This is a genomic window from Pseudomonas sp. BNK-7, from assembly GCF_048072025.1.
Taxonomy (GTDB): Bacteria; Pseudomonadota; Gammaproteobacteria; order Pseudomonadales; family Pseudomonadaceae; genus Aquipseudomonas; species Aquipseudomonas danubii.
Genome location: NZ_CP182252.1, coordinates 52,840 through 68,753 on the forward strand (window position 1 = coordinate 52,840; position 15,914 = coordinate 68,753).

The following is a 15,914-nucleotide window of genomic DNA, read 5'->3' on the forward strand; positions in this document are numbered from 1 at the left end:
CCGTATAAAGACGCTGATGTCATGTAGAAGTTTCGTGCACAGCACCTTGATGTCGTCCAGAATTTTCAGATTCCTGGCAAATAACAGAGGATACAAGGGGTTAATAACTCCTCCTTAAGGAATCAGACAGTCTGATTTTTCAATGAGAAATTTCCTACTGCACATGAGGATTTGCCTAATGGCTGCAACTCTAGAGCCTTAGCACTATGACCGGCAAATAATGACATGAGCCGGCAATGCAAAATTTGAACGTTCTGGTCCTGGAAGATGAACCGCTGCAACGCCTGGTTACCGTCACTGCACTGAAAAAAGTGATGCCTGGGCAGGTGCATGAAGCGGCCAGCGGTAGTGAAGCCCTGGCACTGCTGGAGCACTGCGAAAGGATGGACATTGCCATCTGTGACCTGAAAATGCCCGGAATGGATGGTTTGGCCTTCCTGCGCCACGCCAGCCAAAGCGGCAAACTGCACGCCGTGATCCTGTGCAGCCAGATCGAGCCGATTCTGCGCCAAACTACCGTCTCGATGATCAGGGGCCTAGGCTTGAACTTCCTGGGTGATCTGGGCAAGCCCTTCAATCTGGAGCGCCTGACCACCCTGCTGACTCGTTATAAGAACCAGCGCCACGGCCTGCTCACTGCTCTGAAACAGTCCGAACTACCCACCCTGGCGGACGTGATTCGCGGCCTGGACAACGGCGAATTCGAACCCTACTACCAACCCAAGGTGGCACTCGACAACGCGTCGCTCCAAGGAGCGGAAGCGCTAGCCCGCTGGAATCATCCACAGCTGGGAGTACTGTCGCCTTCGCACTTCCTGCACATCATGGAACACCACTGCTTGCTGGACCGCCTGTTCTGGCAACTGTTCGACCAGGGCCTGGCCTTGCGCCGCAAACTGGCGCAAAAAGGCATTCCCTTGAGTTTCTCGTTCAATCTGCACCCATCACAGCTGGCGTCCCAGACCCTGACTGAATCCATTGCCACCCTACTCGTGCTGTTTCAGGTTCCATCCAGCAGCATCACCTTTGAAATCACCGAAACCAGTCTGATCAGCGCTCCCGCCAGTAGCCTGGAAAATCTGGTACGCCTGCGGGTAATGGGCTGCGGCTTGGCCATGGATGACTTCGGTGCGGGCTACTCCTCCCTGGATCGCCTCTGCGAGTTGCCCTTCAGTCAGATCAAACTCGACGGCACTTTCGTGCGCAAGATGGGGCATCACCCCAGAAGCAGCGCCATCATTAGCTACACGGTGGCGCTCGCCCGTTCATTGGGTATGTCGCTGATTATCGAAGGAGTGGAAACCCGCGAGCAGCAGCAACGCCTACTGGAACTGGGATGCGACATAGCCCAGGGCTTCGTGTTTGCACGCCCGATGCCGGAAAGCCATTTCATTGCCTACTGCATTCGTTAGTCCCTTGGGAGAGCCGATCAAAGAGGCGACCCGTTGCTCAGGTTCTGTACCACCCGCCCGGCGCTCATTGCGCTGTGACTCGTTGATCAAGCCATCTGGCCCCCCACTATCTGAAGCGATCATGCATTCACGACTTTTCTGGCTTTTTATCTGCTTGGCGATATTGGCTGTTCAACCGGCAGCGGCCCAGCTTCCGAGTTTGCCCAATACGCTGTACAGCACGGCGCGCCTCGACCACCACGACCTTGCCCTTGACGATGAAGACTGGCGTTGGCTGCGCCACAGGTCGGAACTGAAAATCGGTGCCGTGGCTACAGAATCGTCCCCCTTCAATGTCAGCTACAACGACAATCACTACGAGGGCATTACCGCTGACGTCAGCGCTCTGATTGGGCAGATACTCGGGGTTCGTATCAAGATCGTGTCCTTTGCCACCCGAGCAGAGGCCATGCAAGCCTTACAGGCTGCCAATATCGACTTGCTAGGCAGCTACAGCTCCGAGCAGCCTGCCGAGGCCGTCAGGTTTACTCGCCCCTTCGCCGAAGCCCGACTGGCACTGTTCAAACGCAAGGATGAATTGCGCAAATCGCCCTCCAACCTGGACGGATTACGAGTTTCTGTGGCCCAGGAACACAGCGCGCAACTGCAGTCGCGCTTTCCCTTGGCCCACTTGATGGTCTATCCCACCCATGACGAGGCCATAGCCGCGGCAGCCTTCGGCCATGCCGACATGTACGTGGACGATGTTCTGAGCGCCTACTTCCGCATCAATCGTTCCTACTACGGCTTTCTCAAGTTCGAGCGCTTCGCCGACTTTTCCCAAGGCGGCTACGGCTATGCGCTCCAAGAGGATAACCAGCGCCTGCTGCGGATTATCAACCAGAGCATTGAGGCGATCGGTAAGGAAAAACTCCTCAATCTGAGTCGGCGCTGGGTGGGTAGCGGCTTCATTACGTCGGACCAAAGGATGGCACTGACGCCGGAAGAGTCGCGTTGGATAGCCCGCAACCCAGTCATACGCCTGGTGATCAATGACGATCTGGCGCCCATTGCCTTCTTCGACGCCAATGGCGTTTTCTCGGGTGTCACCGCTGAACTGCTGGACGAGCTATCACTGCGCACCGGACTCGACTTCCAGGTCACCGCTCGCAACGGCGGCTACCCGGAACAGATTGAAGCCTTGCGCCAATCAGAGGCCGACCTGGCCATCATGACTGCCAGTGCACAACGCGAAGACAACCTGCGCTTCACTCGCTCCTTCCTGACCAGTCCCTTCGTCCTCGTGACCCAGACCGACAAGAAAGGCATGGCACAGCGGCCTGGAGACCTGGCAAACAAGCGCCTGGCCATCCCTTCCGGACACGTGACACTGCAGCATGTGCGCGAGCGCTACCCGCAAGCCGAAGTCATCGAAGTCGGCACCTCGCTGGACGCCATGAACATGGTCTATACCGGCGGCGCCGATGCCGCGGTGGTGTCATTGCCGGCCTCGCGTTACTACATTGTCCGCCTGTTCCAGAATCGCCTGGCTGTTGCCGATCTGATTCACACCCGGCAGGCGACCGCCAGCTTTGCCCTGAGGCGAAGCGATTCGGAACTGCAATCCATCATCGACAAAGCCCTGATCAGCCTCCCGACGGACGATTTGAACGCCATCGCCAACCACTGGCGCTCACCGCCGGGCATGAGCAGCGAAACCTGGCGCGACTACGCGTTGATGATCGCCGAAATCATAGCTGGCGCTTCGTTGCTGCTCCTGCTGTCTCTGCTCTGGGTCTTCTATCTGCAACGCCGGGTCAAGGCCGAGAAAACGCTCAATGAACAATTGCGCTTTATCGAGACCCTCGCAGAGAACATGCCTCCGGCCCTCTATCTCCGGGATATTGAGGGCAACATGCTGTCCTGCAACCGCAGCTATCTGCAGAGCGTCGGTCTGAGTGCCGAGGACGTCTTGGACAAGACTGTGCAGGAACTGCCTGATGAGCACTTTGCGGCAGGGCCCGACCTGCACCAGAACTACCTGCAAGCGATCAATGACGGCAAGACCATTACCTCGGTGTATGCCGTGCAATTGCAGGGCAAGGACGTCTGGATCGAGCACTGGATTCAGCCATTCCAGGACGCCACCGGTGTCACAAAGGGCGTGATCTGCGGCTGGCTGGACATTACCAAGCACCGTCATCTGGTTCAGGAACTGAAGGAGGCGAAGAATCTCGCCGATGAGGCCAGCCGGGCCAAGACCACCTTCCTGGCCACCATGAGTCATGAAATACGCACGCCAATGAACGCCATCATCGGCATTCTGGAACTGGCGCTCAAACGCGCCGACAGCGATCGGATCGAGCGCTCCAGCATTGAAATCGCCTACAGTTCGGCCAAGAGCCTGCTGGAGCTGATCGGCGATATCCTCGACATTGCCCGCATCGAGTCCGGACGCCTGAGCCTCTGCCCCAAACGCGCCAACCTGCGCGAACTGGTGGAATCAGTGGCTAGAGTGTTCGAGGGGCTGGCTCGGCAGAAATGCCTGAGCCTGATCCTCGAGATCGACTCCAGCATCAACGGCGATGTGCTGGTGGACGGGATGCGTTTCAAGCAGATCCTGTCCAACTTGGTGAGCAATGCCATCAAGTTCACCGAAGCCGGTTTTATCAAGGTGAGCATTTCCGGCGAGCTAGTGGAAAACGCTGTGCTGCGGGTCGAGCTCAGTGTCGAAGACTCGGGAATTGGTATTTCCCCCAGCAGCCAGCAACGCCTGTTCCAACCCTTCGCCCAGGTAGAGCGCAACGTGCAGAACAACGAAGGCACGGGGCTGGGCCTGGTGATTTGTCGCTCCCTTTGCGAAATGATGGGTGGCCAGGTGTCGATGAGCAGCACCCTGGGGCATGGCACCCGGGTGGATGTGGAGCTGCGTTTGCAAGTACTGGAGAGCACGGCCACCGCTGAGCGTCCGCCTCAGGTCAAGAGGCGCTACACACAACGTTTGCAGATTCTGGTGGTAGACGATCATCCGGTGAACCGCCAGGTCCTGCAGCAGCAGCTGTGCTTCCTCGGACATGACGTGTTCGAAGCGGAGAACGGCCTGGAGGCACTGCATCTCTGGCGCGAGCAGGACTTTGACGTGATCATCACCGACTGCCACATGCCCATCATGAACGGCGCCGAGATGAGCCGGGCGATCCGCCAGGATGAGCAGGACAAGGCCTGCGAACCAATGATGATCATCGGCCTGACCGCCGACGCCCAGCAGGAAGAAGTGGAACGTTGCATCCAGGCGGGAATGAATGATTGCCTGATCAAACCCATCAGCCTGGATGAGTTGGAAGAACGTCTGCTGACCATGGGACAGGCCGATGAGAGCGAACGTGAGAACCTCATCCCCACAAAGCACACCAGCCCCCGCTCTTCTCGGGTATTCGACCTGGAGTCCTTGCATACCCTGGTGGGCAGCGAGCCGACGATGTTGCATCACATCTTGAATGAGTTGCTCAGTAACAATCGCATGGACATGCAGAGCCTCGACACCTTGCTTCAAGAGCAGGCAACAGCTGAGTTGGCAGAGTTGGCGCATCGTATCAAGGGCGCTGCGCGCGTGGTCAAAGGCGAAGAATTGGTAGAGAGTTGTCGTCAGCTGGAAGATGCCTGCCTGAGCCCCGACCTGTCCCTGAACATGGTCAAGGAATGCGTGGAACAGGTGAAACAGGCCATCATCACCCTCGAACAGCGCCTGTTTGAACAACGTAGGGTCTGGGAAGAACTGCCTATCAACTGACAACAAGAGGCTCGCCTCTCGGGCAGCCCCTCGACCTCAGCGCTCTTTTGCAGACAAACGATAAAAGGCACCTCTAGAGGTGCCTTTTATCGTGAATATGGTCGGGGTAAGGGGATTCGAACTCCTGACATCCTGCTCCCAAAGCAGGCGCGCTACCGGACTGCGCTATACCCCGGTAAAAAAAAGGCACCTTTAAAAGGCGCCTTCTGCGAACAGAGCTTTTGGCGTCTGATCTTAAGATTCGATTCCAGCGAACTGGTCTCAAAAATGGTGGGTCGTGTGGGATTCGAACCTACGACCAATTGGTTAAAAGCCAACTGCTCTACCAACTGAGCTAACGACCCAAAAATGGTCGGGGTAAGGGGATTCGAACTCCTGACATCCTGCTCCCAAAGCAGGCGCGCTACCGGACTGCGCTATACCCCGGTTTGAAATTGGCTCCGTGACCAGGACTCGAACCTGGGACCCAATGATTAACAGTCATTTGCTCTACCGACTGAGCTATCACGGAACTACATATTTCAAGCTACAACGTTTTTACTTCATCCTCTTCGGCTTTCCCGTATCGCTACGTTCATGCCTCTGAGGCGCGCTATTTTACAATCTTCAAACTACCTGTCAACCCCTTAAATTGCTTTTAAGACAATGATTTGCGACTTCATTGCCGGTTTCTTCTACATCAGAAAAAACCTAGGGGGTGACTGACTGCGGGGCGCACTTTACAAGCCTTTTCCTTTCAGTTCAACGCCCTAGTGAAAAAAAAGGCCTCGCCATGCGAGGCCTTTTCATCAATACGCCACTGAACGATCAGGCAAAGACGATTTCATCGTCCCGCACCGACGCAGTGACTGTTGCTCCTGGCAGGAAACCACCGGACAGGATCAACTGGGCCAACGGGTTCTCGATCCAGCGCTGGATCGCACGCTTCAGCGGCCGTGCGCCATACACCGGGTCGTAACCCACGGCGATCAGCTTTTCCAAGGCCTCGTCGCTCAGTTCCAGGCTCAGCTCGCGCTCCGCCAGACGGCTGCGCAGGCGCCCCAACTGGATCTGCGTGATGCCAGCGATCTGATCCCGTGCCAGAGGCTCGAAGATCACTACTTCGTCGACCCGGTTGATGAACTCCGGCCGGAAGTGGGTGGACACCGCATCCATCACCGCTGCCCGCTGTGCCTCGCGATCCCCTACCAACTCCTGGATCTGTGCCGAGCCCAGGTTGGAGGTCATGACGATCACCGTGTTGCGAAAGTCCACAGTGCGTCCGTGGCTGTCCGTCAGGCGACCATCTTCCAGAACCTGCAGCAGGATATTGAACACATCCGGGTGCGCCTTCTCGACTTCGTCCAGCAGGATGACCGAGTACGGCTTGCGACGCACGGCTTCGGTCAGGTAGCCACCTTCTTCATAACCGACATAGCCTGGCGGCGCACCGATCAGGCGAGCCACGGAGTGTTTCTCCATGAACTCGGACATGTCGATCCGCACCATGGCTTCCTCGGTATCGAAGAGGAACTCCGCCAAGGCCTTGCACAACTCAGTCTTACCCACGCCGGTTGGGCCGAGGAACATGAACGAACCACTTGGCCGGTTCGGATCGGACAACCCGGCCCGAGAGCGGCGTACTGCGTTGGATACCGCCACCACGGCTTCGTTCTGGCCGATCACCCGTTGATGCAGCAGGCTTTCCATCTTCAACAGCTTGTCGCGCTCGCCTTCGAGCATTTTCGACACCGGGATGCCGGTCCACTTGGACACGACTTCGGCAATTTCTTCCTCGGTGACCTTGCTGCGCAGCAACTGGTTCTCGCTGTGGCCGTGCTGGTCGACCATCTGCAGGCTGCGCTCCAGATCCGGGATCACCCCGTACTGCAGCTCGGCCATGCGGTTCAGGTCGCCTTTACGCCGCGCCGCTTCCAGCTCCTGACGCGACTGCTCGATCTTCTGCTGGATCTGCGCAGAGCCCTGCACTTCGGCTTTCTCCGAGGTCCAGACTTCTTCCAGGTCAGCGTACTCACGCTCCAGGCGGACAATCTCTTCCTGGAGTTTTTCCAGACGCTTGATCGCCGCCTCGTCGTCTTCCTTCTTCAGCGCCTGGGATTCGACTTTCAGTTGAATCAGGCGCCGCTCCAGACGGTCCAGCACTTCCGGCTTGGAGTCGATCTCCATGCGGATGCGGCTGGCAGCTTCGTCGATCAGGTCAATGGCCTTGTCCGGCAGTTGCCGATCTGTGATGTAACGATGGCTGAGCTTGGCCGCGGCAATGATCGCACCGTCGGTGATGGCTACCTTATGGTGCACCTCATAGCGCTCTTTCAGGCCACGCAGGATGGCGATGGTGTCTTCCTCGCTCGGCTCGTCCACCAACACTTTCTGGAAGCGCCGCTCAAGGGCTGCATCCTTCTCTATATATTGGCGGTACTCGTTGAGCGTGGTGGCACCGACGCAATGCAGCTCGCCACGGGCCAGGGCCGGTTTGAGCATGTTGCCCGCATCCATCGAGCCTTCGCCTTTACCGGCGCCGACCATGGTGTGCAGCTCGTCGATGAACAGGATGATCTGACCTTCCTGCTTCGACAGCTCGTTGAGCAGGGATTTCAGGCGTTCCTCGAACTCGCCACGGTACTTGGCACCGGCAATCAGCGCGCCCATGTCCAGGGACAGCAGGCGCTTGCCTTTCAGGCCATCAGGCACTTCGCCATTAATGATCCGCTGGGCCAGGCCTTCGGCGATGGCGGTTTTACCCACGCCAGGTTCACCGATCAGCACCGGGTTGTTCTTGGTCCGGCGTTGCAGCACCTGGATGGTCCGGCGAATTTCATCGTCACGCCCGATCACCGGGTCAAGCTTGCCCTCTTCGGCGCGCTTGGTCAGATCGACGGTGTACTTGTCCAGGGCCTGGCGCGACTCCTCGACGTTGGCGTCATTCACCGCCTCGCCGCCGCGCAGGTTGTTGATGGCGTTTTCCAGGGCTTTCTTGCTCACGCCCTGACCCAGCAGCAACTTGCCGAGCTTGCTGTTTTCATCCATGGCGGCCAGCAGTACCAACTCGCTGGAAATGAACTGGTCGCCTTTCTGCTGGGCCAGGCGATCGGCCTGGTTGAGCAGGCGCGCCAGATCCTGGGACATGTTGACGTCGCCAGTGGGGTTCTGGATTTTTGGCAGTTGGTCGAGCTCTTTGCTCAGTTCCTTGCGCAGGCTGTTGACGTCGAAGCCCACCTGCATCAGCAGTGGCTTGATCGAACCGCCTTGCTGTTCAAGCAGCGCCTGCATCAAGTGCGCAGGTTCAATGGCCGGATGATCGAGGCCAACGGCCAAGGATTGAGAATCGGATAAGGCCAGCTGCAATTTGCTGGTTAATCGGTCTATACGCATTAGTCACCTTCCTTTTGAGCAGGCCGGAGCGATGGACACACCTAAATAGAGAAACCTGCCAGATGATTCTCTAGATGCGGTCGATTCTGGGAGATTCAAGCGTCAGCTGCTTGACGCAAGTCAGATTAGTCTAGCGTTCAAGCCAGATAAGGGAGGCAAAACGCCCGGTACGTGGGCTGCGCCGATAAGAGAAGAAGCGTGGGTCGGTCACGGTGCAGTAGCCACCACCATAGACCGCCGTCACACCCCGGGTGGCCAGACGCAGGCGCGCCAACTGGTAGATGTCAGCCATGAAGCGCCCGGCATTGACACTAGGGACAAAGGCTTGCTCCGCGGCCGCCAATTGAGCAACGAAAGCTTCACGGACCTCCGCACCAACTTCGAAACTCTGTGGACCTATAGCGGGCCCCAGCCATACCAAGACCTCAGCGGCGGGTACATCCAGGCTGTCGAGAGTGGCTTCCAGCACGCCAGCTGCCAGCCCGCGCCAACCGGCATGGGCTGCCGCGACCCGGGTTCCGGCTCGGTTGCAGAACAACGCAGGCAGGCAGTCGGCGGTCATCACCGCACAGGCAATGCCTGGCGTGGCGGACCAACTGGCATCGGCGCTGACCACGACGCCAGGATCGGCGTGAGCCACAGCAATCCCGTGCACCTGTTGCAACCAGGCCGGGGCAATAGCGAAGTGTTCGGTCAGGCGCCGGCGATTCTCGGCCACCGCTTGAGGCCGATCCTCAACGTGGTCGCCCAGATTGAGGCTGTCAAACGGCGCCAGGCTGACGCCGCCATCGCGGGTAGTAACACAGGCTTTGACCCCAGCCGGCGCGGGCCAGTCAGGAATCAGCCAGCCACTCATCCGATGAACGCCTCACGGTCCTGCTTGAGCAGCGACAACAACCAGACGAAGTCATCCGGCAACGGTGATTCCCAGCTCATGCGTTGACCAGTGGTCGGATGGTCCAACTCCAGGAAACGCGCGTGCAAGGCCTGGCGCGGGAAGTTTTTCAGCGACTCGACCATGGTCTGGCTGGCCGCCGGCGGAATGCGGAAGCGACCGCCGTAAGCCGGATCGCCCACCAGCGGGAAGTTGATGTGGGCCATGTGCACCCGAATCTGGTGAGTACGACCGGTTTCCAGCTTGACCCGTACATGGGTGTGGGAACGGAAGCGCTCCAGAACGCGGTAGTGGCTGACAGCCTGCTTGCCCCCCTCCATCACCGCCATGCGCTGGCGCTGCTGGCCGTGGCGACCAATGGGAGCATTGATCTTGCCCCCCGCAGTCACTACACCGATCACGATGCATTCATAGATGCGGCTGACGCTGCGGCTCTGCAGCTGAGCCACCAACTGGGTCTGCGCCTGAATGGTCTTGGCCACCACCATCAGACCGGTGGTGTCCTTGTCCAGACGGTGGACGATACCCGCCCGCGGCACATTGATAATGTCGGGGATGTGATGCAGCAGGGCATTGAGCAGCGTGCCATCGGCATGGCCGGCAGCCGGGTGCACCACCAGGCCCGCAGGCTTGTTGATCACCAGGATGTCATCGTCTTCATAGACGATGTCCAGCTCGATGTCCTGGGCGATCCACTCACCCTGAGCCTCCTGCTCGGCGGTCAGTTCGAGAACGGCACCGCCGTGCACGATGTCCCGAGGGCGGATCACCGCTCCGTCAACAGTCAGGCGGCCGTCTTTGATCCAGGCGGAAAGGCGCGAGCGCGAATGCTCAGCGAATAGTTGTGCGGCGACTTGATCGAGGCGTTGACCGCCCAGTTCGGACGGCACCTCTGCGCGAAGTTCAATTTTATCGGACATGCTCGGACTGGGCGTCGGCACAGCCTTTGGTTTCGGCTGCGCGCTTGTGGTTAAATACGGCGTCTTTTGCCCCGAGGCTTTCAACGGGGCGCTCATCATAACAGGACGGCCCCGCCCAAGACAGCGGCCGTCATAGGGACGCAAGCCGCCATGCAAGTGAAACACCTGCTGCTGATCGCCATCCTCGCACTGACCGCTGCTTGCTCATCGAAGGAAGTCGTTGACGAAAACCTGAGCGAAGTCGAGTTGTACCAGCAGGCGCAGACCGACCTGGACAACCACAGCTACACCAGCGCCACCGCCAAGCTCAAGGCCCTGGAATCGCGCTATCCCTTTGGTCGCTACGCCGATCAGGCACAGCTCGAGCTGATCTACGCCAACTACAAGAATGCCGAGCCAGAGGCTGCGAAATCCGCCGCCGAGCGCTTCATTCGCCTGCATCCCCAGCACCCGAACGTCGACTACGCCTACTACCTCAAGGGCCTGACCTCCTTCGACCAGGACGTCGGCCTGCTGGCGCGCTTCCTGCCACTGGACATGACCAAGCGTGACCCGGGTGCCGCCCGCGACTCCTACAACGAGTTCGCCCAGCTCACCAGCCGCTTCCCCAACAGCCGCTACGCCCCGGACGCCAAGCAGCGCATGATTTACCTGCGCAACCTGCTGGCCGCCTACGAAATCCACGTGGCCGACTATTACCTGACCCGTCAGGCCTATGTCGCCGCCGCCAACCGTGGCCGCTACGTGGTGGAAAACTTCCAGGAAACCCCTTCCGTGGGTGACGGCCTGGCGGTGATGACCGAGGCCTACCAGCGTCTGCACCTGGACGAACTGGCTGCCACCAGCCTGGAAACCCTGAAGCTCAACTACCCTGACCACCCAAGCCTGGTTGATGGTCAGTTTGTGCCACGGGTGGCCGAAGCCGACAACCGCTCCTGGCTGAGCAAGGCCACCCTGGGCCTTATCGAGTCCCGTCCACCGCTGCCGCCGGGAGAAACCCGCGCCAATCAGGACGTGATGAAGCAGTATCAGGATGCCAAGGACGCGATCCCGTCGGAGCTCAAGCCTAAAGACAGCAACGGCGACGTGGTCGAGGAAGAAGAGCACGAGGCCACTGGCAACAACAGTGACCGCTCCTGGTTCAGCTACATGACCTTCGGCGTGTTCGACTGATAGCGCCGCAGTAAAAAAGGGAGACTTCAAGTCTCCCTTTTTCATGCCCACAGCTTGATGGGCCTGTGCGCCCGCCGGGCGCTTGGATAAACTGCTCCCTCTTTTCCCCATAAAGCTGGTCACCATGGTTCGTCTACTGTTCTGGATCGCTCTGATTGCCGCTGCGGTATGGTTCTGGCGCAAATTCAAGCGCCCCGCTGCAACTCCCCGCACGCCCCAGGAGCCGGGGAGTACGCCAATGGTGCGCTGCGCTCACTGCGGCGTACACCTGCCTCAGGACCGGGCGTTGAGCCTGTCACAACAGTGGTACTGCAGCCAGGCCCATCTGGAGCAGGGCCCGGGTAGCAAGGATCGCTGAGCCCTACCCCCATCGTCCGCACAATTGGCGACAAAATAACCCGCCCCCGGCACCCTGCGCCGCCCACCCCAAGGGCCTAGACTGAGCTCTCGCCCCCCAACACGGGCGCTATTGCCCGCTTTTGACTGACCCATGAAAACGGCAGCCGCCATGAACCCAATGCCTAGGGTGCTGGTGGTCGATGAGGCCATGGAAGTCCGTGCCCTCGTGGAAATCACCCTCGGCCGCATGCGCCTGCACACCCAAAGTGCCCGCACCTTGCAGGAAGCCCGGACTCACCTGGCCCGGGAGCGCTTCGACCTGTGCCTGACAGACCTGCATTTGCCGGATGGCAGCGGACTGGACCTGCTGCTGCATATTCGCCAATGCCACCCTCAATTGCCGGTCGCACTTCTAAGCAATGACCCAGGCACGCAGGCCTGCGCCCTGGAAGTCGGGGCTTGCGACCTGCTGCACAAGCCGCTACACCCCATGCGCCTTCGAGAATGGATAAGCAGCAGACTGAAGCGGCTGCCCACCGCCACAAAAAAGCTACCCGACCATCAGTTGTTGGGGCATTCACCGCCCATGGACAACCTGCGCCAACACATCGACAAGTTGGCCCCCAGCCTGGCGGCGGTCTACATCAGCGGCGAATCCGGCAGTGGCAAGGAGCAAGTGGCGCGTTTGATCCACCAGTTGGGTCCCAGGGCCAGGGCGCCCTTCATTCCGGTCAACTGTGGCGCCATTCCTGGCGAACTGATGGAGAGTGAGTTTTTCGGTCACCGCAAAGGCAGCTTCAGTGGCGCCCTGGCTGATCAGCCTGGACTGTTCCAGGCCGCTGAGGGGGGAACCCTGTTCCTCGACGAGGTCGCCGACCTGCCTCTTGCCATGCAAGTGAAGCTACTGCGTGCACTGCAGGAAAGGTCTGTGCGTCCGGTGGGCAGCCAGGAGGAAAGAGCCGTCGATGTGCGGATTCTCTGTGCCACTCACAAGGATCTGAAGTGCGAGGTAGAATCCGGCCGCTTTCGCCAGGATCTCTACTACCGCTTGAATGTGATCGAACTGCGAGTCCCCGCGCTGCGCGAGCACCCGGGAGATATCGAGATACTGGCGCGGCACATTCTGCAACGCCTGGCCAAATCCGGCGACAAGCCTGCCACCCAACTAAGCCCGCAAGCACTGCAAGCCCTGGAGCGCTACGACTTTCCCGGCAACGTACGTGAACTGGAGAACCTGCTGGAGCGGGCCCAGACCCTTTGCGAGGGTCCATGGATAGAGCTGAGCGACCTGCATCTGCCTGTCAGTGAACACCAGGACCTCCCCGCCCCTTCGCTCCCTCCCAACCTGGACCTCGCGCTGCACCTGCAACAGGTGGAGCGCCATTTATTGCTCCAGGCCCTGGAGGAAAGCCGCTGGAACCGCACAGCGGCGGCCCGACGGCTGAGTCTGTCCTTGCGTTCGATGCGTTACCGCATGAAGAAGCTTGGCCTGAATTAAATTCGACCTTCGGGCGCATAGGGCGCCGGATCGATGATCGGCGCTTGTCCCAGCAGCAGGTCGCAAAAAAGCTGGCAGGAAGCGGGCGCCAGCACCAGGCCGTTACGGTAATGCCCGCAGTTGAGCCACAAACCGGCAAAGCCGGGAACTGGCCCGATGTAGGGAATGCCCTCCGGCGACCCCGGACGCAGCCCAGCCCAATGCCCCACGACCTCAGCGTCCGCCAGTGCCGGGATCAGCTCGACAGCAGAAGCCTTGAGGCTTTCCAGAGCGGATGCAGTAGGCGTCTTGTCGAACCCCTCGTGCTCCAGAGTACTGCCTACCAGGATGTGTCCGTCACGCCGGGGAATCGCATAACGGCCCTTGGCCAGGACCATGCAGGACAGGAAGTCGGCAGCGCATTTGTACAGGATCATCTGCCCTTTGACCGGTTCCACCGGCAGTACAAGCCCCAGGCTGCGCAGCAACTCGCCACTCCAGGCCCCGGCGCAGAGCACCACCTGATCGGCGCGGATCTCACCCAGCGAACTGTGCACGCCTGCCACCTGCCGGCCTTCACAAATAAAGCCGCTGACGCTGCACTGCTCGTCGATGTGCACGTTGGGCAAAGCCTGCAAAGCGGCCTTGAGGGATTTGACCAGCCGCGGATTACGCACATTGGCCACATTGGCCATGTAGATCGCCCGCTGGTAGCCGCTCCCCAGCACCGGCACCCCATCATGTACCGCCGAGATATCCACAGCGCTCAGGGGCCGCCCCTCACGCCGCGCCCATTGCAGGGCCTGGGCCTCATCCTCCAGGTCCAGCCAGTAGAGCCCGGTGGTATGCACTTCGGGATCAACCCCGGTAGCACTCAGCAGTTGCTCCGCCAGCTGTGGATAAAAGTCCTGGGACCAATGGGCCAGCGCCGTGACTGCCGGACTGTAGCGCCAAGGGTACAGCGGCGAGACGATGCCTCCACCAGCCCACGACGACTCACGCCCCAGTTCCGAACGCTCTACAAGCCGCACCTGCTGGCCCCGGGACGCCAGATTGAAAGCCGTGAGCAGGCCGATCACTCCGCCGCCCACCACCAGCACTTGCTGTTGCTTGACCATAATTCGATCCAATCATGAGAAAGACAGTGGGCGCCGCAGCTCCCCGATACAGAGACTCAGCGTCCCCAGCAATCCTTAGCCGCGAGCCCGTCGGCTTGACCGCTGATGCTGGTGGCACCTGTCTGATCGATGCTGAAACTGCCGCATTTGTCCCCCGCCATCATCCCATCGGCTTTTGGCGTCGCGGTCAGCGAGAACCCGCTGTCGCTCAGAGTCGGGGTGATGCTGTAGTACTCATTGCCGGTGCTCAGATCCGGGGCGTTGCTGTAGACACCGGTCTTGGAGAAGTGGCGCTCAAGTTGCTGCGCCTGCTCGGTGAGCAGCACGGCGATTTCACTGCGATGGGGCTTCTTCATGTATTCGGTGATGCTGGGAAGGCTCAAGGTAAGGACCAGACCGATGATCGCAATCACGATCATGATTTCGATCAGGGTGAACCCTTGGTTGGATCTGCGCATGGTCAAGAATCTCGCTTACTGAATTTGTCGCCACAGGATGCGCCGGCTGCCACCGTCGTTTTTGTCCACCCGGGGGCTGATGCCGCCACTGGAATCGCGGATGATCTTGCCAGTGCCATGGGTGTGCGCAACCGCAGCGTCGAGCATCTTACCGCTGAACGCTTGCAGCTCGATCAATTTCCCACTACCAGTGTTTGAGTTGGGGTCATCGATCTTGAACGGCAGAAGGTTGCAGGACACCCGCCTAGCGTCACGAACATGCACCAGCCGCCACGGAACCACACCCATGGGCTCGCCGGCACTGCTCATCGCTGCACAAGGCAAGACCTGTCCGCGTACAAGGGGCGGAGTTAACGGCCGAACATAAGGAGTGCCGGTTATCACTTCAGGCGCTGCTGCAACAGCGCCTGAGAGTAGGCTGTTGGCGGGACCGCGCGCCTGGGCAAGTCCCCCTTGCCACAAACTGCCCAGCAACGTAGCGGCAACGACGAGCAACAGCCGGCTACCTTTCGAATCAGGTTCAGTATTTGGCATAAATGCTCTCCAAGACGCTGCGCGAATGACCGGCCAAACCCACGGCAGTCACTCGATACAAGGTGGCGACGGTATTGATCGGCAGGTTGACCGCATCCGTAGAAGCCCCCAGGTTCTGCACCCCATAGAAACCCTCTCCGGTGGCGATCCAGGTCACGGCGGAAACACTGTTGAAGCCCGCGCTGCTGACCGCTGCAGACTCAGCGGGAGGGGCACATTCAGAAGGATTGGCGCATACCGACAAACGATAGTCATCCATGCGCACCGCGTTTTCCCCGACGCGCAAGGCCGCTTCTGCAGCCTGGAATGCACGATTGTTCAAGGTCAGGCTGGCGCTCATCTTTTCCTGGAGGACGGCGTTCTGCAGCGATGACAGGCCGATCATGGTCAGCAGCAACAAGAACACCAGGCTCATCAACAGCGCCATGCCTCTCTCCCTGGTGGGCC

At 59.6% G+C, this 15,914-nt stretch carries 12 protein-coding genes and 4 tRNA genes; 5 read left to right on the forward strand and 11 right to left on the reverse strand.

The genetic code is table 11. The features are described 5' to 3' along the window. Positions 1-236: 236 nt before the first annotated feature. Positions 237-1,412 (forward strand): EAL domain-containing protein, encoded by a 1,176-nt coding sequence (locus ACMGF8_RS00260; RefSeq protein WP_416758333.1) that lies wholly within the window; start codon positions 237-239, stop codon positions 1,410-1,412. Between the two features lie 121 nt (positions 1,413-1,533). Further along, on the forward strand, positions 1,534-5,181 hold the full coding sequence (locus tag ACMGF8_RS00265; RefSeq protein WP_416758335.1) for a transporter substrate-binding domain-containing protein: 3,648 nt from the start codon (positions 1,534-1,536) through the stop codon (positions 5,179-5,181). Between the two features lie 98 nt (positions 5,182-5,279). On the opposite strand, the gene ACMGF8_RS00270 is transcribed toward ACMGF8_RS00265, so the two are convergent. From ACMGF8_RS00270 to rluD, 7 genes are all read right to left on the reverse strand, one after another. Then, positions 5,280-5,356, reverse strand: a tRNA-Pro gene (locus ACMGF8_RS00270). Between the two features lie 93 nt (positions 5,357-5,449). After that, positions 5,450-5,525, reverse strand: a tRNA-Lys gene (locus tag ACMGF8_RS00275). A 5-nt stretch (positions 5,526-5,530) separates the two neighbouring features. Then, a tRNA-Pro gene (locus tag ACMGF8_RS00280) sits at positions 5,531-5,607 on the reverse strand. 9 nt (positions 5,608-5,616) lie between these two features. After that, positions 5,617-5,692: transfer RNA gene (locus ACMGF8_RS00285), tRNA-Asn, on the reverse strand. A gap of 296 nt (positions 5,693-5,988) precedes the next feature. Then, complete coding sequence (clpB, locus tag ACMGF8_RS00290) at positions 5,989-8,553, reverse strand: ATP-dependent chaperone ClpB (RefSeq protein ID WP_416758337.1); 2,565 nt, start codon at positions 8,551-8,553, stop codon at positions 5,989-5,991. Positions 8,554-8,683: 130 nt separating this feature from the next. Beyond that, the gene (gene pgeF / locus ACMGF8_RS00295) at positions 8,684-9,409 is read right to left on the reverse strand and encodes a peptidoglycan editing factor PgeF (RefSeq protein ID WP_102865462.1); all 726 of its coding nucleotides are present in this window, start codon (positions 9,407-9,409) and stop codon (positions 8,684-8,686) included. Then, complete coding sequence (rluD, locus tag ACMGF8_RS00300; RefSeq protein ID WP_102865461.1) at positions 9,406-10,368, reverse strand: 23S rRNA pseudouridine(1911/1915/1917) synthase RluD; 963 nt, start codon at positions 10,366-10,368, stop codon at positions 9,406-9,408. Before rluD ends, pgeF begins: the two co-directional genes overlap by 4 nt. A 150-nt stretch (positions 10,369-10,518) precedes the next feature. Between rluD and ACMGF8_RS00305 the strand changes: the two genes are divergently transcribed. The 3 genes from ACMGF8_RS00305 to ACMGF8_RS00315 all read left to right on the forward strand — a co-directional run bounded on the left by ACMGF8_RS00305 (position 10,519) and on the right by ACMGF8_RS00315 (position 13,378). Continuing rightward, on the forward strand, positions 10,519-11,541 hold the full coding sequence (locus tag ACMGF8_RS00305) for an outer membrane protein assembly factor BamD (RefSeq protein WP_102882249.1): 1,023 nt from the start codon (positions 10,519-10,521) through the stop codon (positions 11,539-11,541). 124 nt (positions 11,542-11,665) lie between these two features. Next, on the forward strand, positions 11,666-11,899 hold the full coding sequence (locus ACMGF8_RS00310) for a PP0621 family protein (protein ID WP_102865514.1): 234 nt from the start codon (positions 11,666-11,668) through the stop codon (positions 11,897-11,899). Positions 11,900-12,049: 150 nt separating this feature from the next. After that, positions 12,050-13,378: a sigma-54-dependent transcriptional regulator gene (locus tag ACMGF8_RS00315; RefSeq protein ID WP_207166574.1), complete on the forward strand. Its 1,329-nt coding sequence runs from the start codon at positions 12,050-12,052 to the stop codon at positions 13,376-13,378. Here the strand turns inward: ACMGF8_RS00315 and thiO are convergent. The 4 genes from thiO to ACMGF8_RS00335 are packed head-to-tail and all read right to left on the reverse strand — an operon-like array spanning position 13,375 to position 15,894. Continuing rightward, positions 13,375-14,475 carry a glycine oxidase ThiO gene (thiO, locus tag ACMGF8_RS00320; RefSeq protein ID WP_102865458.1) on the reverse strand — a complete coding sequence of 367 codons (1,101 nt, stop codon included), beginning with the start codon at positions 14,473-14,475 and terminating at the stop codon, positions 13,375-13,377. The genes ACMGF8_RS00315 and thiO overlap by 4 nt on opposite strands. 56 nt (positions 14,476-14,531) lie before the next feature. Beyond that, positions 14,532-14,933, reverse strand: a complete 402-nt coding sequence (locus ACMGF8_RS00325; protein WP_102865457.1) for a type IV pilin protein — start codon at positions 14,931-14,933, stop codon at positions 14,532-14,534. Positions 14,934-14,948: 15 nt separating this feature from the next. Then, positions 14,949-15,467 carry a hypothetical protein gene (locus tag ACMGF8_RS00330; RefSeq protein ID WP_416758341.1) on the reverse strand — a complete coding sequence of 173 codons (519 nt, stop codon included), beginning with the start codon at positions 15,465-15,467 and terminating at the stop codon, positions 14,949-14,951. Next, positions 15,454-15,894 (reverse strand): pilus assembly PilX family protein, encoded by a 441-nt coding sequence (locus ACMGF8_RS00335; protein ID WP_102865456.1) that lies wholly within the window; start codon positions 15,892-15,894, stop codon positions 15,454-15,456. Before ACMGF8_RS00335 ends, ACMGF8_RS00330 begins: the two co-directional genes overlap by 14 nt. Between the last annotated feature and the right edge of the window lie 20 nt (positions 15,895-15,914).

Bases quoted from the DNA above. Each gene is read 5' to 3' on its own strand.
- pgeF (WP_102865462.1), bottom strand. From the start codon at position 9,409: ATGAGTGGCTGGCTGATTCCTGACTGGCCCGCGCCGGCTGGGGTCAAA.
- ACMGF8_RS00265 (WP_416758335.1), top strand. From the start codon at position 1,534: ATGCATTCACGACTTTTCTGGCTTTTTATCTGCTTGGCGATATTGGCT.
- ACMGF8_RS00315 (WP_207166574.1), top strand. From the start codon at position 12,050: ATGAACCCAATGCCTAGGGTGCTGGTGGTCGATGAGGCCATGGAAGTC.
- rluD (WP_102865461.1), bottom strand. From the start codon at position 10,368: ATGTCCGATAAAATTGAACTTCGCGCAGAGGTGCCGTCCGAACTGGGC.
- ACMGF8_RS00260 (WP_416758333.1), top strand. From the start codon at position 237: ATGCAAAATTTGAACGTTCTGGTCCTGGAAGATGAACCGCTGCAACGC.
- ACMGF8_RS00305 (WP_102882249.1), top strand. From the start codon at position 10,519: ATGCAAGTGAAACACCTGCTGCTGATCGCCATCCTCGCACTGACCGCT.
- ACMGF8_RS00310 (WP_102865514.1), top strand. From the start codon at position 11,666: ATGGTTCGTCTACTGTTCTGGATCGCTCTGATTGCCGCTGCGGTATGG.
- thiO (WP_102865458.1), bottom strand. From the start codon at position 14,475: ATGGTCAAGCAACAGCAAGTGCTGGTGGTGGGCGGCGGAGTGATCGGC.
- clpB (WP_416758337.1), bottom strand. From the start codon at position 8,553: ATGCGTATAGACCGATTAACCAGCAAATTGCAGCTGGCCTTATCCGAT.
- ACMGF8_RS00335 (WP_102865456.1), bottom strand. From the start codon at position 15,894: ATGGCGCTGTTGATGAGCCTGGTGTTCTTGTTGCTGCTGACCATGATC.
- ACMGF8_RS00330 (WP_416758341.1), bottom strand. From the start codon at position 15,467: ATGCCAAATACTGAACCTGATTCGAAAGGTAGCCGGCTGTTGCTCGTC.
- ACMGF8_RS00325 (WP_102865457.1), bottom strand. From the start codon at position 14,933: ATGCGCAGATCCAACCAAGGGTTCACCCTGATCGAAATCATGATCGTG.